The sequence below is a fragment of the Comamonas resistens genome (assembly GCF_030064165.1).
GTDB lineage: Bacteria > Pseudomonadota > Gammaproteobacteria > Burkholderiales > Burkholderiaceae_C > Comamonas > Comamonas resistens.
In genome coordinates this window covers 3,326,234-3,348,735 of the sequence record NZ_CP125947.1, presented here as the reverse complement: position 1 = coordinate 3,348,735, position 22,502 = coordinate 3,326,234, and the positions used below count along the sequence as shown (strand labels likewise).

The 22,502-nt window shown below is 63.1% G+C and carries 17 protein-coding genes; 7 read left to right on the top strand and 10 right to left on the bottom strand.

Annotation, left to right across the window (positions count from 1 at the left end; translation table 11 throughout):
* Positions 1-13 precede the first annotated feature (13 nt).
* Both phoB and phoR read left to right on the top strand, forming a co-directional pair.
* Positions 14-709 carry a phosphate regulon transcriptional regulator PhoB gene (phoB, locus tag QMY55_RS15615; RefSeq protein ID WP_283485095.1) on the top strand — a complete coding sequence of 232 codons (696 nt, stop codon included), beginning with the start codon at positions 14-16 and terminating at the stop codon, positions 707-709.
* A gap of 155 nt (positions 710-864) precedes the next feature.
* Complete coding sequence (phoR, locus tag QMY55_RS15610) at positions 865-2,268, top strand: phosphate regulon sensor histidine kinase PhoR (protein ID WP_283485094.1); 1,404 nt, start codon at positions 865-867, stop codon at positions 2,266-2,268.
* An 11-nt stretch (positions 2,269-2,279) separates the two neighbouring features.
* On the opposite strand, the gene QMY55_RS15605 is transcribed toward phoR, so the two are convergent.
* The 3 genes from QMY55_RS15605 to QMY55_RS15595 form a co-directional block, all read right to left on the bottom strand.
* A complete protein-coding gene (locus tag QMY55_RS15605) occupies positions 2,280-3,638 on the bottom strand; it encodes an MATE family efflux transporter (RefSeq protein WP_283485093.1) in 1,359 nt (452 codons plus the stop codon).
* Positions 3,635-5,362, bottom strand: a complete 1,728-nt coding sequence (locus tag QMY55_RS15600; RefSeq protein ID WP_283485092.1) for a hypothetical protein — start codon at positions 5,360-5,362, stop codon at positions 3,635-3,637. The genes QMY55_RS15605 and QMY55_RS15600 overlap by 4 nt, the downstream gene beginning before the upstream one ends.
* 218 nt (positions 5,363-5,580) lie before the next feature.
* A complete protein-coding gene (locus tag QMY55_RS15595) occupies positions 5,581-5,826 on the bottom strand; it encodes a type B 50S ribosomal protein L31 (protein WP_184708200.1) in 246 nt (81 codons plus the stop codon).
* A 541-nt stretch (positions 5,827-6,367) separates the two neighbouring features.
* Between QMY55_RS15595 and QMY55_RS15590 the strand changes: the two genes are divergently transcribed.
* The 4 genes from QMY55_RS15590 to QMY55_RS15575 all read left to right on the top strand — a co-directional run bounded on the left by QMY55_RS15590 (position 6,368) and on the right by QMY55_RS15575 (position 11,744).
* Positions 6,368-6,841: a phasin family protein gene (locus QMY55_RS15590; RefSeq protein WP_283485091.1), complete on the top strand. Its 474-nt coding sequence runs from the start codon at positions 6,368-6,370 to the stop codon at positions 6,839-6,841.
* A 183-nt stretch (positions 6,842-7,024) separates the two neighbouring features.
* Positions 7,025-9,343 (top strand): DUF3141 domain-containing protein, encoded by a 2,319-nt coding sequence (locus tag QMY55_RS15585; protein WP_283485090.1) that lies wholly within the window; start codon positions 7,025-7,027, stop codon positions 9,341-9,343.
* Positions 9,340-10,467, top strand: a complete 1,128-nt coding sequence (locus QMY55_RS15580) for a bifunctional enoyl-CoA hydratase/phosphate acetyltransferase (protein ID WP_283485089.1) — start codon at positions 9,340-9,342, stop codon at positions 10,465-10,467. The genes QMY55_RS15585 and QMY55_RS15580 overlap by 4 nt, the downstream gene beginning before the upstream one ends.
* Positions 10,468-10,538: 71 nt before the next feature.
* Positions 10,539-11,744: an acetate/propionate family kinase gene (locus QMY55_RS15575; protein ID WP_283485088.1), complete on the top strand. Its 1,206-nt coding sequence runs from the start codon at positions 10,539-10,541 to the stop codon at positions 11,742-11,744.
* 89 nt (positions 11,745-11,833) lie between these two features.
* Here the strand turns inward: QMY55_RS15575 and QMY55_RS15570 are convergent, their stop codons facing one another.
* The 7 genes from QMY55_RS15570 to trxA all read right to left on the bottom strand — a co-directional run bounded on the left by QMY55_RS15570 (position 11,834) and on the right by trxA (position 20,913).
* Positions 11,834-12,082 carry a helix-hairpin-helix domain-containing protein gene (locus QMY55_RS15570; protein ID WP_283485087.1) on the bottom strand — a complete coding sequence of 83 codons (249 nt, stop codon included), beginning with the start codon at positions 12,080-12,082 and terminating at the stop codon, positions 11,834-11,836.
* A gap of 89 nt (positions 12,083-12,171) precedes the next feature.
* A complete protein-coding gene (locus tag QMY55_RS15565; RefSeq protein ID WP_283485086.1) occupies positions 12,172-13,299 on the bottom strand; it encodes an ABC transporter permease in 1,128 nt (375 codons plus the stop codon).
* Positions 13,300-13,458: 159 nt separating this feature from the next.
* On the bottom strand, positions 13,459-16,245 hold the full coding sequence (gene rbbA / locus QMY55_RS15560) for a ribosome-associated ATPase/putative transporter RbbA (RefSeq protein ID WP_283485085.1): 2,787 nt from the start codon (positions 16,243-16,245) through the stop codon (positions 13,459-13,461).
* A 20-nt stretch (positions 16,246-16,265) separates the two neighbouring features.
* A complete protein-coding gene (locus tag QMY55_RS15555; RefSeq protein ID WP_283485084.1) occupies positions 16,266-17,345 on the bottom strand; it encodes an HlyD family secretion protein in 1,080 nt (359 codons plus the stop codon).
* An 11-nt stretch (positions 17,346-17,356) separates the two neighbouring features.
* Positions 17,357-18,844, bottom strand: a complete 1,488-nt coding sequence (locus QMY55_RS15550) for an efflux transporter outer membrane subunit (protein WP_283485083.1) — start codon at positions 18,842-18,844, stop codon at positions 17,357-17,359.
* A 183-nt stretch (positions 18,845-19,027) separates the two neighbouring features.
* Positions 19,028-20,290: a transcription termination factor Rho gene (rho, locus tag QMY55_RS15545; RefSeq protein ID WP_003053478.1), complete on the bottom strand. Its 1,263-nt coding sequence runs from the start codon at positions 20,288-20,290 to the stop codon at positions 19,028-19,030.
* A 293-nt stretch (positions 20,291-20,583) separates the two neighbouring features.
* Positions 20,584-20,913, bottom strand: coding sequence for a thioredoxin TrxA (trxA, locus tag QMY55_RS15540; protein ID WP_158385286.1), 330 nt, complete (start codon positions 20,911-20,913; stop codon positions 20,584-20,586).
* A 237-nt stretch (positions 20,914-21,150) separates the two neighbouring features.
* On the opposite strand from trxA, the gene QMY55_RS15535 reads away from it, so the two are divergent.
* Entirely contained in the window at positions 21,151-22,437 is a 1,287-nt protein-coding gene (locus tag QMY55_RS15535; RefSeq protein ID WP_283485082.1) for a TIGR03862 family flavoprotein, read from the top strand.
* Positions 22,438-22,502: the final 65 nt, after the last annotated feature.

Here is a 22,502-nt window from a genome sequence, read left to right as displayed (position 1 = left end):
AGGAATTCAAGGGATGAAGAAGATGCCCATGGTCCTCATCGTGGAGGACGAACCCGCGATTGCAGAGTTGATTGCGGTCAATTTGAGGCATAACGGCTTCCAGCCTGTCTGGGCGGAAGACGGTGTTTCCGCGCAACGCGAGCTGGATGCGGTGCTGCCCGAGGTGATACTTCTGGACTGGATGTTGCCGGGTGCCAGCGGTCTGTCGCTGGCGCGCAAATGGCGCGCCGATAGCCGCACCAAAGGCGTGCCCATTCTGATGCTGACCGCGCGCGGCGATGAGCCGGACAAGGTGGCGGGGCTGGATGCCGGCGCGGATGACTACATCACCAAGCCGTTTTCCACGCAGGAGTTGCTGGCGCGCATTCGCGCCGTGCTGCGTCGCCGTGCCCCCGAGCAAATGCAGGACAAGGTCAGCATCGGCGAGTTGGTGCTGGACGCCGCGGCTCACCGCGTGAGCTGGCAGGGCGATCTACTCAAGATCGGCCCTACGGAGTTCAAGCTGCTCAACTATCTGATGAAGCACCCGGAGCGTGTGCACAGCCGAGCCCAGCTGCTGGACAAGGTCTGGGGTGACCATGTGTTCATCGAGGAGCGCACGGTCGATGTGCATGTCAAGCGTCTGCGCGAATCGCTGGGCGTGGCCGGTACCTTGATCGAGACCGTGCGCGGCGCAGGCTATCGCTTCAGTGCGCAGGCCCTGGCCTGAGGCTGATAAATACGGCTTACGCCACTCGGGTTCAGGCCAACGCTTTGCCTCAAGGCAACATCTCGGCATATCCTCGCTGGCGTAAGTCCTCATGAACTGCCACGGCCCGATCACCACAGATCGGGCCTCCGTAAAAATCACAAGAGAACATCAATATGGGGTGGCGTGGATTTCGTTTACTGGCCTCTCAGATCGCGGCGGCACTGGTGGCTTGGCTGGTTTGGAGCTACGGGGTTCAGCCTCAGGCCGGTGGTGTCCAGCAATGTCTGGCAGCTCTGGCCGGTGCACTGATTGGTGGCTGGATCTGGTGGCTGGTGGATAGCTGGAACGGTGCGCGCCTGCTGGGCTGGCTGCGTCAGTCCAGTCTTGGCGATGCGCCCAATCTGTCGGGTATCTGGGGTGAGGCCAGCATACGCATGCGCCGCTGGATCCGTCAGACCGTGCAGCAGGCCCAGCAGGGGGATCAGCGCCTCAGCGATATTCTTTCGGCACTCCAGGCCAGTCCCAACGGCGTGGTTCTGCTGGATGCCCAGGGCCGCATCGAATGGTGCAACCAGATCGCGGCGCGCCAGTTCGGCTTTGATGCGAATCGCGACGTGATGCAAAGCATTGGCAATCTGCTGCGAGACCCTCAGTTCAGCGCATATTTTGCTGCGCAGGATTTCACCCGGGATCTGGTGATGCAGGGACGCGAAAGCACGCCGTCGCGGCCCGTCAAGCTGTCGGTGCAGCTGTATGGCTATGGCGAGGGGCGCAAGCTGTTGCTGGCCCGCGATGTGACGGCGGTGGAGCAGGCCGAGGCCATGCGCCGTGATTTCGTGGCCAATGTCTCTCATGAAATCCGCACGCCGCTGACGGTGTTGGCGGGCTTTGTCGAGACCTTGCAGAACCTGCCTCTGGAGGCCGACGAGCGCAAACGCTATCTGGAACTGATGTCCCAGCAGGCCGAGCGCATGCAGCATCTGGTGGAAGATCTGCTGACGTTGTCCCGGTTGGAGGGCAGCCCTCCGCCCAGCCATAACGACTGGATGTCGGTGGCCCAGTTGCTTAAGCGCTGCGAGAACGAAGCGCGCGGTCTATCTGCCACTCTGACGCGCAAACAGAACCGTCCCCATGTGCTGAATTTCCCGGATGATGCCGTGCTGGCGCAGGCCGGAGACATCGCCGGCGCGAGTGCAGAGCTGCACAGCGCGTTTTCCAATCTGCTGGGCAATGCCATGCGCTACACGCCGGCCGGTGGGCAGATCGATGTGAGCTGGGTGCAGCTTGCCGATGGTTCGGCACGCTTTGCGGTCAAGGATTCCGGCCCGGGCATTGATCCCAAGCATGTAGCCCGCCTGACCGAGCGTTTTTACCGTGTGGATCGCAGCCGTTCCCGCGATACGGGGGGCACAGGACTGGGACTGGCCATCGTCAAGCATGTGCTGCAGCGCCATGGCGCCGTGCTCAGCATCGCGAGCGAGCAAGGCAAGGGTTCTGAGTTTGCCGTGACTTTCCCGGCCAGCCGCGTGCGAGCGGCGACAGCTGCCCCGCAACTGGCGTCGACTGCGCAGAGCTGAGGGGTGCGGCGCTAGGCCTGTTCGGGGGCTGGTTTGATGACCCTGAACAAAATGGTGCTGAAGGCTGCTGCCGTCAGGAACAGGGCTGCCGTGCTGCAGGCCCAAAACGGCATGGGCGTGGCCTGCCAGCCATGCCATGAGGCCGGAGCCTGCCATTCATAGGCTATCCAGTAACCGAGGCCCAGGCCACCACCCCATAGCAGCACGCAATAAATGAGCAGCGGAGCCACCGTGACGCGGTAGCTGCGCAGCACAAAGATGCAGTAGGTTTGTACAGAGTCTGCCAGATGGTAGGCCGCCACACAGATCAGCAGCCAGGAGGTCAGGGCCTGCACCTGGTTGGAGTCGGTATAGATGTCGGCAATCAGGCCGCGCGCAATTAAAAGCGTAGCTGCAACCGCAGCCCCCATAAGCGTCGAGAGCTTGAAACACTGTTGAATCAGCTGCCGAGCCTGGGCTTCGTCGCCGGCACCACGCCAGTAGCTGACGCGGGCGCTGGCGGCAATGGCCAGGGACAGCGGGAACATATAGCCAATGGCGGCCAGGTTGGCGGCGATCTGGTGGCTGGCCGAAGACAGCGAGCCCTGGCGTGCAACATACAGCGCCATCAGGGTAAAGGAAGTGACTTCCACCAGAATGGCCAGACCCGCGGGAATGCCCAGCCGGCAAAAACGCGCCAGCATCCGGATGTCAGGTCGCTCCATCCGGGTCCATAGGGCCAAAGGTGTATAGAGATCCTGGGTGCGGATCAGCCACAGACCCACGCCAAACATGGTGTAGTTGACGACCAGCGTGGCCAGGGCGCAGCCCACGGCTCCCATGGGGTTCAGACCCAGGCCACCGAAAGTGAACCAGATGGAAAGCGGTATTTTGATGAGCAAAGAGGTCAGCTGCAGCCAGGTCACCAGCTTCGGATGGCCCAGGGCCTGGTTGAGCGCGCTGTAGATGCGAAACAGCAGGGCCGGAGGCAAGCCCCAGGCCAGTACGCTCAGATAGCGTTTCACTTCGAGCTGCATGGCTTCGGGAACATGGGTCCAGCGCAGCAGGGCATCGGGCATCAGCAGGACCGACATGCCCAGCAGGCAGGCCAGCAGGCACAGATACATGGACTGGCGCAGAGAGTGTCCTATGGCCTGTGCCTGGCCCGCGCCGCGTTGCTCGGACCAAAGCGGCAGCAGGGCCTGAAAAATGCCCATCAGCGAGGCATAGACACTGACAAAAATGGCCGACCCCACAGACAGGGCGGCCACGGCTTCATCGGAATAGCGGCTGGCAACAATGGTGTCTGTCGTGCCAAAGGCCATCACGGCCAGCTGGCCTGCCAGCACCGTGACAGCATGGCGGCTGATGTGCTGAAGCTCGCCTTTCATGGCTTTTTGGCCATGTCGCTGCGCCTGAGCAGAATCAGCACTTCCTTTTTGCCCGCAAGACGGTTGATGCGCGAGACCTCTTCCCAGCCCTGGCGCAGTAGCCGGTTATGGTCGCCGGCCCAGCGGTCGGCATCTACCAGGGCCCAGTCGCAGACATCGGGCGTGCTGCGGCGCAGCAAAGCCGTGTCGACATGGGTGTAGTAGCGCACGGCTGCGATCTGTGAGCGGCCCAGGCCATAGGTCAGCACGCAGCTTTGTGCCCGGTTTTGTTGCATGCTGGAAGCCAGCTGCTGCATCTGGAACTCATAGCTGCGGGCGTGATCCAGTGGCGCCATCCAGAGTGTGGACAGCAGCACCCAGCCCAGCGTGGCACCGCTGGCGGGCAGCACCAGGCTTTTCCAGATGGCGGCACGGTTGCGCGAAGTGCGCCAGACCACCAGCACAAACCAGCCGGCGGTGGCGATCAGAGCCACGATGACGGTGGGCCAGGAAATGCTGGCTTCGAATTGCGGGGCCAGGCGCGCAATATTGGCGGCAATCTTGGGTGGGTAGCCGGTCTGGAATGCCAGCCACACCACCCAGATGGCCAGTGCGCCTGCCGTGAAGAACAGCAAGGTGAACCAGTCTATGAGTGCGCTGATGCTGCGGCGGAAGGTGGGCAGGGCAAAGGCAGCCAGCGTTGCGATGGCGGGCAGACCCAGCAGCAGGGCGCGGTCGGCCGGTGTGCTGCTGAGGCAGGCAATGACCGGCAGCAGTGCAAACAGCAGCGCGATGCTCAGGTGCGGGTAGTGGCTGGGTTCGGCGATCTGGCGGCGCCAGACCCACAAGGTCCAGAGTGCCAGAGGCCATGCAGGCCAGCAAAACCACAGCAACAGCTGCAGCAGCTCGCCGGCATCCCGGGTGGAGTCCACCAGATGCCAGCTCCATTGTTGCAGGCCGGTAATCAGGGCTGCGCCTATGAGGGTGGCGGCCAGCCAGGCTGCAGCCCACAGGCGAGCCTGCTGGTGTACCCGGCCGGGGTTGTCACCCCAGCTGCGCTGGGTGAAGGTGATGATGCTTGCGCCCAGGCCAAACAGCACGGCCATGGTGGGCGCACCGCTCAAGCCCATGCCCAGCATGCCGAACACCATGGCGGCGGCGGCCTTGTAGGGGTGATAGGCCATGGCAGAGGCTGCAAAGAACAGCAGGGCGGTGCATCCCAACTGGGTGACGTAGCTCGTGGTTTCGTGTGACAGCTGGGCCAGTCCCAGGCAGGCGACCAGGGCCAGCAGCGCTGCATCCGCCATGGCGCGGGAATAATCCACCAGTTGAGCTTCGCCGCCAAAGGCGAAAGCCACGGGCTGTGCACCTGGCGTGCGCGCCAGATAGTAGGCCCCCCACCAGGTGGCCGCCAGCGTCAGCACCAGCAGTGCGGCGAAGGGGATGCGCGTCGCCATCTCCGGCCCGAGCAACCCGCCAAGCGTCTGCAGGGACAAGGCGCCAAGCCAGTAGGGCAGCAACCCATCCATGCTGGGCGACAGGCCAGACAGCAGAGGAGTCAGCCAGGAGGTGTTGCCCAGAGCCAGCTCCCGCATATAGCCAAACGCCTCCATGTCATTGGAGCGCCAGGGGCCGCGCATGACAAAGCCAGGAACCACATAAGCCAGGCAAAGCAAAAGCAGCGCCCAGCGGGGCAGTCTGCGCACGGCGCTCTGGGCAACAATGGCGGGAGTGGGCTGATTCACGCGAACAATCCTGTGTAGGCCGTCGGATGATTGACGGTCAAATCAAGCGGTAGCGCTTTGTGAGCAAGCGCAAGATGCTCCCATGATAGGAGCGTTGAAGAGGTCTGGATACGGCACCGTGCTGGCACAGTCATTCAGCTGCACCGGGCTGGGCGCCATCGCGGGCAAAAAAAAGGCAGCGCGGTTGCCCGGCTGCCCTTGCTCGCAAAAAGTAGAAATTACTTCTTGCCGAAGCGGTTGCGGAACTTCTCCACGCGGCCGCCCATGTTGTCCACCGACTTTTGTGTGCCAGTGTAGAAGGGGTGCGATTCAGAGGAGGTATCCAGCTTGAACAGGGGGTATTCCTTGCCTTCGAAGGTTTCGGTTTCCTTGGTGTTCACGCAAGAACGTGTCACAAACTTGAAGCCGTTGGACAGGTCCACGAACAGAACTTCGCGGTAGTCGGGGTGAATGCCTTCTTTCATGATCTTCCTTTGGTCAAGTGCGGGAGCCGCACCGGCCAGCCCGGTGTACTTTCCGCAAAAAGCTCTCGATTATTACACATATTCGGAAAATGCTGCGGCCATCGCCGTTGTCAAAACCCGGTCATGAGTCGGGGAGCATTGTTGTTCTGCGACGCCTGCAGCGTGGGGCGCCTAGGCGAGGCTGCCACTGCTCGGGGGCTGGAGGCCATGCCCGTGCCGGTGTAGCTTGATGAAGCGCAAGTTTTGTGGGGATTGAATATGTGAAAACACGTATGCCCCCTAAGATGTTGCGATATTGCCATGCAGCAAAAGAGGCAACCATGGTTGATCACAACTACACGGGGCAGCAGCCGAGTATGGCTCAAGGCCGTCCCGTTGCTGCCGCCATGCATGGGCGGCAAGCACTTCAGGCCGCTGGAGGATGCGCCTGGTCGGTACGTATTCGAGTATTGGTTTCTCAATGGCCGCCCGGCCATGGTGATAAATCGGGCGGTCCGCCAGCCTTGTTGCGAGGCTCCATCATCACCGTGCGGAGACTGACATGAGCATTCAAGCGACCCCCCTGAATCTGTTCAAGGCCAATGCAGAGTTGCAGTTGCGCATCGCCCAGCTGATGCGTGAAAGCGGTCATCGCTGGCTGGAGGCCGTGCAGCAGACCAGTGCTGCGGGCCTCAGCGAAACCACGGCGGAGCTGCACAGCCTGCTCCAAGCCGAGGACTGGCAATCACTGGCAAGCCTGCCCGCCGAGGCAGTCATGCGCAGGCTCGAAGACCGCATGATCAATGCGAAGAACGCCAGCGACATCGCGATCAAGAACCAGCAGGCGTTTGCCAGCGGTCTGCAGCAAGCCCTGGAGGCCTGGCAGAAATCCGTGGCCGAAGCCCTGCGTGCCGACGGTGCCTCGAATCTGCCCGCTTTGCCCATGCAGGACATCTTCAAGCAATGGTTGTCTGCCTGGACGCCGGCCACTCAGGACCCCGCCCAGGCCAAGAGCGGCAAAGCAGCTCAGAAGTAGGCGATCGGCTGGCGCAGCTTCAGCCCAAGATGGCGACGCTGCCGCCTGCGGGCCGGCTGGTCAGCAGGCTCTCCATTGCAAAAAATCCGATGTTTTCGGCGTTTTGTGGTGATCCATAAAACGCTGGATGCTATTGTTTTTGAATCTTCTTGAGACAGAAGATTGTGACTTCGGGAGCAAGACATGAGCAAACCCAGCGGGGGCGGTCCGTCGACCAACGGGTCTGTTGATCCTTTTGCATGGTGGCGGGCCGCCGGGGCCTATGCGGTGGATGCCGCTCAACGTGCGGTGCTGTATGCCGATATCGAGCGGCAGGTGGGTGACCAGTACCGGAGCCAGCGTGAGGCCAGGATGCCCAACGTGCTGCATTTCCCCGCAGAACTCGTGATGTCGGGGCTGGAGCTCCCCAGACCCGTCAACTATGGCCTGGTTCGCATTCAGGCGTCAGAAGACCGGCCTGCCGACCCCGCCAAGCGTCCGTTCGTCGTGATAGATCCACGCGCCGGACATGGCCCGGGCATAGGTGGCTTCAAGCCCCATAGCGAGATCGGTGCGGCGCTGGAGGCCGGTCACCCTTGCTACTTTGTCGGCTTTCTACCTGATCCCGTACCTGGTCAGACGGTGGAAGATGTGATGCGTGCCGAGGCCGCGTTCATGCGTCGCGTGGCCGAGCTGCACCCCGACAGCGAGGGCAAGCCCGCGGTCATTGGCAACTGCCAGGCGGGTTGGCAGATCCTGATGACGGCCGCTGTCTGGCCCGAGCTGTTCGGGCCCATCATCGTCGCCGGAGCGCCCTTGTCGTACTGGGCCGGTGACAATCCCATGCGTTATTCGGGCGGGCTTCTCGGGGGCAGCTGGATGACGGCTCTGGCCAGCGACCTGGGCAATGGCCGCTTCGACGGCGCCCATCTGGTGCAGAACTTCGAGCAGCTCGATCCGGCCAACACGCTGTGGAGCAAGCAGTACAAGGTCTATGCGAATGTCGACACCGAAGCTGAGCGCTATATAGACTTCGAGAAATACTGGGGCGGCTATGTCTTCCTCAACGATGTGGAGATGCAGTACATCGTCGACAATCTGTTCATAGGCAACAGGCTGTCGACGGCCCAGTTGCTGACATCGGACGGGGTGCGCATCGATCTGCGCAATATCCGCTCGCCCATCCTCGTGTTCTGCTCCTATGGCGACAACATCACGCCGCCGGCCCAGGCTCTGGGCTGGATCACCGATTTGTACGCCAGCGACGACGACGTGCGCGGCCACGACCAGACCATCATCTTCAGCACGCACGACAGCATCGGGCATCTGGGCATCTTTGTTTCGGGTGCCGTCGGCAGCAAGCAGCACCGCAAGTTCGCCAGTGCCATCGAGCAGATCAATCTGCTGCCGGCAGGCATCTACCGCGCCAGCGTTGACGATGCCACGAAGCAGGAGCAAAAGCTGCTCCATGACCCTTATCTGCTGAGCATCCGTGCCAGCGGCATCGATGAAGTGCGCGATATCGTCAAGCCCGATCCGGAGTCCGATCGCCGTTTCGACGCGGCGGCCCGGGTATCCGATATCAACCTGGCTCTGTATCGCAGCATATGGCAACCTTGGGTGCGTGCGCTGAGCACTTCCCAATCGGCGCACTGGTTGCAGACCTTGCATCCCATGCGCCTGCAATTCGAGGCCTGGAGCAGCCAGCACCCGCTGGCTTGCCTGATACGCAGCAGCGCCCAATACATACGCGAACATCGCCAGCCCGTGGATGAGGCCAATCCCTGGCTGCACATGCAGCAGCGGTGCTCGGCAGCACTGGATCGCGCTCTCGATGATTTCCGCGACCGGCGCGACCACATCTATGCCTTGTGGTTTGACATGCTCTATGGCTTGCCGCTCATGCAGGCGCTGGCTGGGCATGCTTATGGCGAGAGCGCAGCGGTGCGCCAGCATCCAGGCTCCACCCCCGAGCATCTGGCACTGATGGCGGCCAGGCTGCGACAGATCGAGAGCAGTGTGGACCAAGGGGGCGTGCTCGAAGCCACGCTGCGCGGCTTGCTGAGCGTGCTGTCCCAGCGTCGCGCTGTGGACGAGCGCTACTACCACCTGGCTGCGCAATTGCTGGAGCAGCAAGCACCTGGGCGCTGGAGTCTGGCCGAGCTGCGAGCCGCCATCCGCGAGCAGACCCTGGTGATGAGGCAATGCGGCAGCGCTGCCATCGAAGCCATTCCCGGCCTGCTGAAGAGCACGCCTGCCGACACCATCCGCAAGGCCGGCGAAGCCATCACCCAGATGGCAGCCATCGATAAGGAGCCTGGCGCGGAGGATGAGGCCGTAAGACATGCCTTGCAGCAGGTGCAGGCCTTGTTCGAGCAGGCCGCGCTGGAGCAGCAGGCCCCGATGGACGAGGCTCAGGTACCGCAGCTGGCGCCGGCCCGGGCTTCCGCCACCGCCACGCGGCCCAAGCCTGCCGCGCGACGTCAACCGACCGCAGCACGCGGCAAGAAAGGAGTGCGATGAGTCAATCGAGTCCAGAGGGGATGCGGGAGCCGTTCGAGGGCCTGGCTGTCGGCGACAGCCTGCATGTCACCGTTGCCGCCCGTGATGCGAGCACGTTGACCCTGCGCTGCGCCCGCGAGGCACAGGCCCAGGCTTTCACCACAGCGTCACCGCAGGTGGCTGACCTGTCTTTGGGCGGAGCGGAGCAGCCGCTGGACGTGGCCACCCATCATGGCCTGATCCGGCTGCTGGCGGCTGTCAAGGAACTGCCGCCGGTTCGCGTGGGGGTCGTCCATCCCTGCGATGCCACCAGCCTGTCGGCCGCGCTTGACGCGCATCGGCTGGGGCTGATCGAGCCGGTCCTGATCGCTCCGCGCGCCAGGCTGGAGGCGGTTGCGCTTGCGCAGGGGCTCGAGCTGCAGGGCCTGCGCATCGAGGACGTGCCGCACAGTCATGCTGCAGCCGAGCGTGGTGCCAGACTCGCCGCCAGCGGCGAAGTCGAGGCACTGATGAAAGGCAGCCTGCACACCGACGAGCTGATGGCGGCTGTCGTTGCCGGCAGTGCCGGGTTGCGCACCAAGAGGCGTGTAAGCCATTGCTTTGTGTTGCAGACGGCCAGCTACCCACGCCCCTTCATCGTCACCGACGCGGCCATCAACCTGGCCCCCGATCTCTTGCAGAAGGCCGACATCGCACGCAATGCCATCGAGCTCGCGCAGGTCCTGGGAGTGGCCAGGCCCAAGCTGGCCATTCTCGCTGCCGTCGAGACGGTCAACCCCAGCATGCCCGCAACCCTGGATGCGGCCGCGCTGTGCAAGATGGCCGACCGGGGCCAGATCACCGGAGGCGTGCTGGACGGCCCGCTGGCTTTCGACAATGCGGTCTCCATCGAGGCCGCGCGTACCAAGGGCATCACTTCGCCAGTGGCCGGTCAGGCCGACATCCTGTTGGTGCCCGATCTGGAAAGCGGCAATATGCTGGCCAAGCAGCTCATGTACCTGGGCGGCGCTGCCAGCGCAGGCATCGTGCTTGGCGCCAAGGTGCCCATCGTGCTGACCAGCCGGGCGGACTCGCGCGAATCCCGCATTGCATCCTGTGCGATTGCGCTGCTGCTCGCACATCACTACCGGCAGACGCCGCCCTGAAATACATGGCCGATGGCGCCGGACTGGCAAACGCTGCAGTCTCTGTCCCATCGGCAGACAAAGGCCCTGGCATGAGCAATTCCGTCATCATCGTCCTGAACTGCGGCTCCTCGAGCATCAAGTTCGCCGTCTTCGAGGCCGTTAGTCCCCTGCCGCGCAAGCCTCTGTGGAACGGCAAGGTGCAGGGCATTGGCGGGCCCGGTCCCGACTTCGGCGAAACCGGCGTCCAGCCCTTTGCCATCGAGCTGGGTGCAGAGCATCCGTATCACGATGCGCTGCGCATCATCCGCGAGCGCATCACGGCTCGGCTCGAGGATCGGCCCGTGGCGGCGATCGCCCATCGGGTGGTGCATGGCGGCAGCAAGTATTTCGAGTCCACGCGCATCGATGCAGGCGTGTTGCGAGACTTGCGCAGCTATGTGCCGCTGGCACCGCTGCATCAGCCGTTTGCGCTGGAGGCTATCGAGATCCTGTTGCGCGAGCGGCCCGATATCGTGCAGATTGCCTGCTTTGATACTGGGTTTCATCACAGCTTGCCCAAGGTGGAGCAGATCCTGCCACTGCCCTACGAATGGTGGCAGCGCGGCATGCGCCGCTATGGCTTTCATGGGCTCTCGTATGCCTATATGGCGACTGCCTTGGCCGAACGTCATGGTGAAAGGGCCAGGGGCCGCACCATCGTCGCCCATCTGGGCAGCGGCGCCAGCCTCTGCGGCATGCAGCAGCTGCAAAGCGTGGCGACCACCATGGGCTTCTCGGCCCTGGACGGATTGATGATGGGCACGCGCACTGGGGCGCTGGACCCGGGGGCCGTGCTCTATCTGATGGAGATCGAAAAGCTGACGCTTCAAGAGGTGGGGCATCTGCTCTATCACGACTCGGGGCTGCTTGGCGTGTCGGGCATCTCGTCCGAGCCGCGCGTGATCCTGCGCCATGTCCGGGATTCAGGTGAGGCGGGCGAGCGGGCGCGCATCGCGCTGGACCTCTTTGTGCGCCGCATCGTGCGCGAGATCGGTTCTCTGGTCGCTGCGCTGGGTGGGGTGGACATGCTGGTGTTCACGGCGGGCATCGGCGAGCACAGCGAGGAGATTCGTGCCCGCGTTTGCGCCGATCTGGCATGGCTGGGCCTGGAGCTGGATGAGCAGGCCAATGCAGCCCATGCACCAGTTATCTCATCTGCAGACAGCCGGGTACTGGTGGGGGTTGAGCCCACCAACGAGGAGTGGGTGGCCGCCCGCGATACGCTGTGCATTCTTGGTGCGCAACCGTCTTCTTGAGAAAAGGCCGTCTGCCGCTCAGGCCTGCGCTGCTGCAATGATATGCATGAGGGCACAGTCCGGAGGACAGCGCGGGTTTCAGCGAATGCTTAGCTCTCCTGCTCTGTCTGCTGCCTGGCCGCATCGATGCTCGCCTGGATGGCTGCGCGTGCCTGAGGGCTGTTCTTCCAGCAGCTGGAGCCTGTGAGGGCCGAGGCCTTGGCGACGATGTCCAGGGCGTTGGCCTGACGCAACTGCGCAAATGAGCCGTAGCCCAGGGATTCCAGCCGGCTCAGCACCGTGGGGCCCACGCCCTTGAGTGCAAGCAGTGATTGTCGTTCTTCGGTGGTGAATGGCATGGGCCGAGGCCTTGAGGTTGGAAGGAAAGAACTTTCAGCAGAAACCGAGCAATATGCCCTCCATGGTCGCTACGGTGCCCGGCCAGAACTCAGGCCATGCTCGACAAGGTTTTTCTGAACCGCATCAACGACAGCCAGAACAGCACGGCGCCGATTCCCGCCAGCCACACAAAGGGCTTCCATACGGTTTCCAGGCCGGCGCCGCGATACAGAATCGCCTGACCCAGCTCCACAAAATGCGTGGTGGGGGCGAACAGCATCACATCCTGCACCAGTTGGGGCATGGATTCGCGGGGCGTCATGCCGCCGGACAGCAATTGCAGCGGCAGCAGCGTCAACACCATCAGCAGGCCGAACTGCGGCATGCTGCGCGCCACGGTGGCCAGAAAGATGCCCATGGCCGTGGTGGCGAACAGGCACAGGGCCGAGCCTGCCATGAACAGCAGCAGACTACCTTCGATGGGCACCTTGAGCGCGCCGCGCACGACCAGATTGAGCGAGACACCCGCTGCCAGCAGCACCACGGCACCCATGGACCAGACCTTGGCCAGCATGATCTCGGTAGGCGTCACAGGCATGACCAGCAGATGCTCGATGGTGCCGTGCTCGCGCTCGCGGATCAGCGCCGCGCCCGTGAGGATGATGGAGAGCATGGTGACGTTGTTGATGATCTGCATCAGTCCGCCGAACCATATCTTGTTCAGTCCGGGGTTGAAGCGGGCGCGCAGCTCCAGATCCACGGGCAGTGCGCTGGCTCCGCGGTGACGCTGCACGAACTCGTTGACTTCGGCCAGCACGATCTGCTGCACGTATCCGCTGCCGGAGAACGCCTGGCTCATGCGCGTGGCATCCACGTTCAGCTGCAGCTCAGCCTTTTTGCCGGCCAGCACGTCGCGCTGGAAGTTGGGAGGAATGGTCAGCGAGAAGGTGAAGTCGCCTGCATCCAGCCCGGGATCCACATGGCTGAAATCGACCATCTGCGGTGGCATGAACTGAGGCGGGTAGAAAGCCGAGGTGATGCGTGCGGACAGTGGCGACTGGTCTTCGTCGACGATGGCGATCGGCGCCTTGTGCAGCGTATCGGGCATGGCCGTGGCTGCGGTGTACACCGAGGCCGTGAAGGTGTAGACGATGAGCACCAGCATCACCGGGTCGCGCCACAGGCTCCACAGTTCCTTGACGCCCAGGCGCCAGATATTTTTCAGGCTATGCAACATCGTAAAAGTCCAAGGTGTGCCGTGAAGCAGAGGACGCTCTGAACAAGCGCAGGCCCAACGTAGGGACACCGAGCCAGGGCCGCCCCGCAGCGAAGGTGTCGTCCCCCTCCCGCGCAGCGAGAGAGGGGGAAGGCGCGCAGCGACTCAGGGGGAGCTTCATTACTTCTCCTGCTTGGGCAAGGCCCAGATGGCCACGCCCATGATCACGGGAATGGCAATCAGCAGCGGCAGCAAGGTCGGCGCCAGATCGTGCAGGCCCAGCGCCTTGTTGAAGACGCCGCGGCTGATGGCGAACATATAGGTGGCCGGGTAGATCTCGCCAATCCAGCGACCGGCGCCTTCGAGCGAGGACACCGGGTCGGTCAGCCCCGAGAACTGCGTGGCCGGAATCAGCGTGCCCAGCATGGCAAAGAACATGGCGGCAATCTGGCTGCTGGTGACGGCAGAGGCCAGCAGTCCCATGCCCGTGGCAATGACGCTGAAGAGCAGGGCGGCCACGATGAGCAAGGGGAAGCTGCCGGTCATCGGGACGCCAAACACGAACACCGCCATGGCACACATCAGAAAGAAGTTCAGCATGGCCAGCACCACATAAGGCAGCTGCTTGCCCAGCAGAAACTCGATGCGGGTCACGGGAGTGACGTACAGATTCACGATGGAGCCCAGCTCCTTTTCCCGCACCACGGCCAGGGCCGTGAGCATGGCCGGCAGCATCATCAGCAGCAGCGGAATCACGGCCGGCACCATGGCGGGCAGGCTTTTCACATCGGGGTTGTAGCGAAAGCGGGTTTCCAGGCTGACCTGGCTGCCCAGTTGCACGCCCAGTCGCTCGCGCGCCTGCTGCACCAGCCACAGCTGGTGCATGGCCTGGACATAGCCTTTGACGGTCTCGCCGCGCTGGGGCATGGCGCCGTCGAACCAGGCGCCCACGGCAACCTTCGAGCCGCGCAGCACATCACGGCCAAAACCGGGTGGTATCTCGATGGCCAGTGCCAGCTCGCCGCTCTTCATGCGCCGGTCCAGGTCCGCGTAGTCCTGGATGGGAGGCATTTCAATGAAATAGCGCGAGCCTGCGAGATTGTTCACATAGTTCTGGCTGATGGTGCTCTGGTCGCGGTCGAGCACGGCAAACTTCAGGTCTTCGACGTCCATACTGATGCCGAAGCCGATCACCACCATCAGCACCAGCGAGCCCACCAGAGCCAGCGTGGCGCGCACGGGATCGCGCTGCAGCTCCAGCGACTCGCGCCACAGATAGCTCCACAAGCGTTGCAGGCTGAAGCCAGGGCCTTTGTGCGCGTCGGAAACAGGAGCTTGCTGCGCTTTATCTGTATTGGTATCAGATACTTTTGATGCTGAGGATAAGGCTGAGTCAGCGGTAACAGCTTCTTTTTTGATATCAAGCACGGGTGCGGCTTCGCCCGAGGCCTCCACCAGATAGCCGATGAACGCCTCTTCCAGCGTGGCCGCGCCGCGCTTGGCGGTCAGGGCTGCCGGCCGGTCGCTGTCCAGCACCTTGCCCGCATGCATCATGGACATGCGGTCGCAGCGCTCGGCCTCGTTCATGAAGTGTGTGGAGATGAAGATGGTCACACGGTCGCGGCGCGAGAGCTCGATCAGCAGGCGCCAGAACTGGTCGCGCGCCACGGGGTCCACGCCCGAGGTGGGCTCGTCGAGAATCAGCAGCTCCGGCTTGTGCACCATGGCTACGGCCAGCGACAGGCGCTGGCGCATGCCCAGCGGCATATTGCCGGGCAGGGTCTCGCGCACCTCGGCAAGGCCGAAGCGCGTGATCATCTCCTCGACCCGCGCGGGGATCTCGGCCGGGTCCACGTGGAAGAGTTCGGCGTGCAGCACCAGGTTCTGCAGCACGGTCAGCTCGCCGTAGAGCGAGAAGGCCTGGGACATATAGCCCACGCGCTGGCGCGTGGCCACATCATGCGGATCGATCTTCTTGCCGAACAGCCAGGCATCTCCCTCGCTGGCGGGCAGCAGCCCGGTCAGCATCTTCATGGTGGTCGACTTGCCGCAGCCGTTGGAGCCCAGAAAGCCGAAGATCTCGCCGCGCCGGATGCGGAAGTTCACATGGTCCACGGCCACGAAATCGCCAAAGCGCATGGTGAGATCGCGCGCCTCGATGGCGATGTCGTCATCGCGGGTCTGCAGCGGTGGGATCACAACGGCGGCATGGCCGCGTTTTTTCTCTTCGGGCAGCAGGGCGATGAAGGCGGCCTCCAGCGCCGGCATACCGGTGCGTGCTAGCAATTCGGCAGGCGTGCCGGTGGCCAGAATCCGGCCGTCATCCATGGCGGCCAGCCAGTCGAAGCGCTGGGCCTCGTCCATATAGGCCGTGGCCACGATCACGCTCATCTGCGGGCGCTGGCCACGGATGCGGTTGATCAGATCCCAGAATTGCGCGCGCGCCAGCGGGTCCACTCCGGTCGTGGGCTCGTCGAGAATCAGCAGGTCCGGGTCGTGGATCAGGGCGCAGCACAGTGCCAGCTTCTGCTTCATGCCACCCGAGAGCTTGCCGGCTGGGCGGGAGAGGAATTTCTGCAGTCCGGTGCTCTGGGTCAGATCGTCGATGCGCGCCCGGCGCTCGGCCGCGTCATGCCCGAAAAGGCGGCCGAAGAACTGCAGATTCTCTTCCACCGACAGTGTGGGGTAGAGGTTCTTGCCCAGGCCCTGAGGCATGTAGGCAATGCGGGGGCAGACGGCATCGCGGTGCTTTTTGCTGCGCATATCGCCGCCAAGCACCTGTATCTCGCCGCCCTGCAGCGCGCGCGCGCCGGCAATCAAAGACAACAGGCTTGACTTGCCCACGCCGTCAGGGCCGATCAGGCCGACCATGATGCCTGCAGGAATCTCCAGGCTCAGTCCGCGCAGCGCCTGCGTCTTGCCGTAGGCGAGCGTCACATCGCGCAAGGTGGCTACATGCTGGGTCATGGCAAATGGGGTCGCAACGTTCACGAGGCCGAAGCGTCGCCGGTGCGCAGCTCCAGTCGGGCCGGCCATTCGCGCTCCTTATCGAGCTTGATCCAGGCCACGCCAGGCAGGCCTGTCTTGACCTGTGTCAGATGCTTTTGCAGCAGATCCGGGGCGATGCGGGCCTTGACGCGGAACATCAGCTTTTGTCTTTCGCTGGTCGTCTCCACGGTCTTGGGCGTGAACTGGGCGGTGCTGGCGACAAAGGACACCTGGGCCGGGATCACATATTGCGGTGCCGCATCCAGCACGATACGCACCTCGGTGCCCAGGGCCACGCGGCCAGCCACGGTCTCGGGCAGGAAGAAGCTGATGTAGACATCCGAGACATCCACCATATTGAGCACCTTGCCGCCAGCGCCGATCACCTCGCCAGGCTGGGCCAGCCGGTATTGCACGCGCCCATCGCGCGGGGCGGTGAGTTCGCTGTCCTTGACGTCGGCATCGATGCGCTGGACGGTGGCGGCGGCGGCTGTCACCGCCGATTCCGCACCGATGGTCTGGGCCTTGGCTGCGTCGATGGCTGCCTTGGCGGCCGTGGCCTGGGCCTCGGCGGCCTTGAGCGCGGCCCGGGCGCCACGCACGCGCGCCCGGTCGTCGTCCAGTTCCTGCTCCGAGGATGCACCTTCGCGCGCCAGTGTTTCGGAGCGATTGACGCGGCGCAGCGCTGCATCCAGCTCGGCCTCGCGTTGCGCAACCGTGGCGATGGTGGCCGCATACTGGCTTTCGCGCAGCGCGATTTCGGCACGCGCCGAGGTCACTGCATGAGAGGCGCGCTCGCGGCCGGCGATGGCTTCACGCTGCTGAGCCTGCAGGCTTTCGATCTGCATGCGCGCCAGTGGCTGACCGGCTTTCACGAACTCGCCTTCCTGAACCAGGATTTCAGCGATGCGGCCGGCGTATTTGGTGGCGACGTCGATTTCGGTGGCTTCGATGCGGCCGTTGCCGCTGATCAAGCCTTCGGATGCCTGCGCGCTGCGCCATTGCTGCCAGCCATAAGCGCCCAGGGCGGCGGCGGCAACGATGAGCGCGGCGATGGTCAATTTCTTGTTCATGGACATGGATTCGCTGGTCAAGGTTGGAGGGCCGAAGGGGTGGGGGCGCTGCTCTGGCCTTGAGCCAAGTAGCCTCCACCCAAAGCGGCATAGAGAGCGACCTGGGTGGACAGCAGGGCCTCGCGGCCCTGAACCAGTTGCTGCTCGGCACTCAGCAGGTCGCGTTCGGCATCCAGCACATCGAGATAGGGCGAGGCGCCCTGGTCATAGCGCAGCCGCGCCAGCCGGGCGCGTTCCTTGAGGGCTGCGCGCTGCTCGGTCAGCACCACGAGCTGCTGCTCGAGCATGGTGCGGCTGGACAGTGCATCCAGCACTTCGCGCATTGCTGTCTCTATGGTTTTTTCGTACTGGACGACCGCCATGTTCTGTCGCACGGCCTGCAGATTCAGGTTGGCCTGGCGCTGGCCGCCGTCAAAGATCGGCAGCGAAATCGTGGGAGCAAACTGCCAGGCACGGCTGCCGCTTCTGAACAGGCCGTCGAGTTCGGCGCTGGCCGTGCCCCAGCTGCCGGTCAGCGCGATACGGGGCAGGAACGCGGCGCGCGCGGCGGCCACATTGGCCTTGGCGGCCTGCAGGCCGTACTCGGCGGCAATGATGTCCGGGCGCTGCGTGAGCAGAGCCGAGGGCAGGCCTTCGGCCACGGGTTTGAGGACGACCGGTGTGGACAGCTGCTGCGGCAGGCGCTCGGCATCCAGACCCGTGAGCCGCTGCAGCGCATGGGCCTGCAGCGCCCGCTGCTGTGCCAGCTGGGTGCCTATGGCCTTGGCCTGGTGAACCAGCGTCTGTACCTGCGTGAGCGCATAGCGCGAGGTGGAGCCCACCTCGGTGCGGCGCTTGAAGATGCGCAGCGATTCCTCGCGGCTGGCAATCGTGCGCTCCGTCAGGGCCAAGCGCTCATCGAGGCTGCGCAGGGCCAGATAGTTCAGCGCCACCTGTTTGATGAGACTGGATTGAACGGCATGCTGCGTGGCATCCAGCGCCAGATAGTTGCCCAAGGCGGCATCGCTGAGGCTTTTGACACGGCCCCAGAGGTCGAGCTCCCAGCTGTTGAGGCCCACAAAGACCTCCTGATCTCCGGCCACCACGGAGCGGCCGCTGGCATTGAGGTCGGCAGGCACGCGTGCTCTGGCATGGCTGCTGCCCAGGCCGATCGTCGGCAGCCTGGCCGCGCTCTGGATGCCGTAGGCCGCCTGGGCCTCCTGCACGCGTAGCAGCGCCAGGCGCCGGTCCTGGTTATGCGCCAGTGCCGCGTGGATCAGTTCCTGCAGGGCTGGGTCCAGATAGAAGTCCTGCCAGGCAATGGCCGCAGCCGGTGTCGACGTGACGGGCGCCGACTTGCCGCTTGGCTGCGCCGGCCACTGGCCGGGCAGTATCTGGGCCTGAGGCTGCAGCAGTGGCAGGCCAGGGCTGCAGGCTGCGAGCGCGGTCAGCAGCAGAGCAGAGGTCAGCAGGCGCGGCAGCGCGGGGGGAATGCGGTGTAGGCGAAGGATGGAGTGCTGGGCCATGAATGCAGAACATGCAAGCCTGAAAGCCCCTAGCTCCCGGCATCTGCATGATTTGTATCAAATGCAAGCACCAGTATGGTGGGTGCGCCTGTAGCACAGGTTGACCCATATCAATCAACGGGTCGGGTGCCGGAAACGACAAAGCCCCGCAAGCGGGGCTTTGTTCGGTGCGTGCGGGCTGTATCAGCCGCCGCGGCGCATCATGTCGAAGAACTCCACATTGTTCTTGGTGGCCTTCATGTTCTTGATCATGAGCTCCATGGACTCGATCTCGTCCATGTTGTACATGAACTGGCGCAGGATACGAGTCTTTTGCAGAATCTCGGGAGCCAGCAGCAGCTCTTCGCGGCGTGTACCGCTCTTGGTGAGTTCGATGGCAGGGAACACGCGCTTTTCATACAGGCGACGGTTCAGGTGCAGTTCGCTGTTGCCGGTGCCCTTGAATTCTTCAAAGATCACTTCGTCCATGCGGCTGCCGGTGTCGACCAGTGCCGTGGCGATGATGGTCAGCGAGCCGCCTTCTTCCACATTGCGGGCCGCGCCGAAGAAGCGCTTGGGGCGCTGCAGTGCGTTGGAGTCCACACCGCCCGACAGCACCTTGCCCGACGAGGGCACGACGTTGTTGTAGGCGCGGGCCAGGCGGGTGATGGAGTCCAGCAGGATGACCACATCCTTGCCCAGCTCCACCAGGCGCTTGGCGCGCTCGATCACCATTTCGGCCACGTGCACGTGACGGGTAGCTGGCTCGTCGAAGGTGGAGGCGATGATTTCGCCCTTCACCGAGCGCTGCATTTCCGTCACTTCTTCAGGTCGCTCGTCCACCAGCAGCACCATCAGGTGCACATCGGGGTGGTTGGCGGTGATGGCGTGCGCAATGCTCTGCATCATCATGGTCTTGCCGCTCTTGGGCGGTGCCACGATCAGCGCGCGCTGGCCGCGGCCAATGGGGGCGATGATGTCGATGATGCGGCCGGTGATGTTTTCTTCGCCCTTGATGTCGCGCTCAAGGCGCATCTGCTCCTTGGGGAACAGGGGGGTCAGATTCTCAAACAGCACCTTGTGCTTGTTTTGCTCGGGTGGACCGCCGTTGACCTTGTCGAGCTTGGTCAGGGCAAAGTAGCGCTCGCCATCCTTGGGGATGCGCACTTCGCCTTCGATCATGTCACCGGTGTGCAGATTGAAGCGGCGCACCTGGCTGGGCGAGATGTAGATATCGTCCGTGCTGGCGGTGTAGCTGGTGTCGGGGCTGCGCAGGAAGCCAAAACCGTCGGGCAGAATTTCGAGCACGCCGTCGGCAAAGACCTGTTCACCGGCCTTTGCGCGCTTTTTGATGATGGCGAACATCAGCTCCTGCTTGCGCATGCGACCGACGTTTTCGATCTCAAGCGCTTCGGCCTGCTTCAGGACTTCAGACACGTGCAGTGCCTTGAGTTCATTAAGGTGCATGAAATAACTCCAAGTGTGGAGTGAGGAATAACCAGGGGGGAGGCGTAGGGCCTAACGAAACACTGTGATAGTGGGCAGGCTTGCCTGGAGAAATCTAGCGCGACCCGCATGCTGCGGCCGGCGATTTGTACATTATGACAGGAAAATCAGCGCGGACTACAGGAATTTTGAAGGACCGGCCTTCGGTGTCTGGCGCAGGTCATTCAGACCTTGAAAAACAAGGGCACGACGGTGGAGTCCGGCCCGCAAAAAGAACAAGGCCTGGGTGCAGGCCTTGTTGTCAAGCATGTGCTTTAGATGTGCTGGTCCAGGAAAGCGGACAGCTGAGTCTTGTTCAGCGCGCCCACCTTGGTGGCGGCCAGTTGGCCGTCCTTGAACAACATCAGCGTGGGAATGCCGCGAATGCCGAACTTGGCAGGGATTTCACGGTTTTCGTCCACGTTCATCTTGGCGATCTGCACCTTGCCTTTATAGCTTTCGGCAGTTTCGTCCAGGATGGGGGCAATCATCTTGCAGGGGCCGCACCACTCGGCCCAGTAGTCCACGAGAACCGTGGTGCCGGGTTGCAGTACGTCAGATTCAAAGCTTGCATCAGTGATGTGCTTGATCAATTCGCTAGCCATTTGTAGTCCTGGATTTTCTTCAGTCAAAAATCAAAAAGAGCGGTGAAATATCCGCCTTGTGATTTCATTGTGACAGAAACTCATCTCCCGCTGTGTAGTGTGGGCGGTTGTTTCCCGCTATGACGCCAATAGTGCCTGTGATGTTGCCGAAATGGCTGCGGTGGTATTCTGCGCAGCCTTTCGCGGCTGCGAATCCGATTTTTCGCCAGCCGCATATTGAACCGGATATGGAAAACTATGAATGTTTCGGAGCCTGTGGCGGCCGATGAGGTGCTGAGTTGTGATGTTGCGGTGGTCGGGGCCGGCCCTGCCGGCCTGATGGTGGCAGAGCAATTGGCGCAATCAGGCCTGTCCGTGCATGTGTTCGAGGCCAAGGCTTCAGTGGCCCGCAAATTTCTGCTGGCGGGCAAGGGCGGGCTGAACCTGACCCATTCGGAAGACTTCGCCAGTTTTGTGACGCGCTATGGCGAGCGAGCCGCTCAGCTGCAACCTTTGTTGACGCGTTGGGGCAGCGATGCCTTGCGCGAATGGGTCAAGGCATTGGGTTTCGACACCTTTGTGGGCACCTCCGGCCGGGTGTTCCCGACTGATATGAAGGCCGCGCCTTTGCTGCGCGGCTGGTTGTCGCGGCTCAAGGGACAAGGGGTGGTGTTCCACACCCGTCACCGCTGGCTGGGCTGGGACGAGGACAAGCTGCCCGTTTTCCAGCGTGAGCAGTCGCAGTGCAAGCTGCAGTGCAAGGCGTTGGTGCTGGCCACGGGTGGCGGCAGCTGGGCCCGCCTGGGTTCCGATGGCGCATGGTTCCCCTGGCTGCAGGAGCGCGGGGTGGACATGGCACCGCTTCGGCCTTCCAACTGCGGATTCGATGTGGGCTGGCATGACGGGCGCGCGCCGGGCTGGAGTGAGGTGTTCGGTCAGCGCTTTGCGGGCCAGCCGTTCAAGTCTGTGGCTTTGCACTATGCCGATGAATCTGGCGCCAGCTTTGCACGCCAGGGCGAATTTGTGGCGACCCAGAGTGGTGTGGAGGGAAGTCTGATTTATGCCGTCTCTTCCTTGTTGCGCGAGCGTATTGCCAAAGCTGGCAGTGCGCAGTTCCAACTGGATCTGCTGCCGCAATGGACGCAGGAGCGCGTGGAGCAGGAAGTGCTGCGCCCGCGTGGATCACGCAGCCTGAGCAGTCATCTCAAGGGCAGGCTGGGGCTTGATGGCATCAAGAGCGGTCTGTTGTATGAGGTCCTGGGCAAGGACGGCATGGCGGATGCCAAGCTCCTGGCGCGTACCATCAAGGCCGTGCCGGTGACTGTGATGGCGCCTCGCCCCATGGATGAGGCCATCAGCACGGCCGGAGGCGTGCGCTTCGAGGCGCTCGACGCAAATAGCATGTGCACGGCGTTGCCTGGCGTGTTCTGCGCCGGCGAGATGCTGGACTGGGAGGCTCCGACCGGGGGGTATCTGCTCACTGCCTGCATGTCTTCCGGGGTGCATGCGGCGCAAGGCGTGCTCAATTACCTGGGCCGCAAATAAGCCGAAGACGGGCTTGCCGATGGCGAGTCCGCTTTTCCAGCCTGGACAAAAGCGATACACCGAAG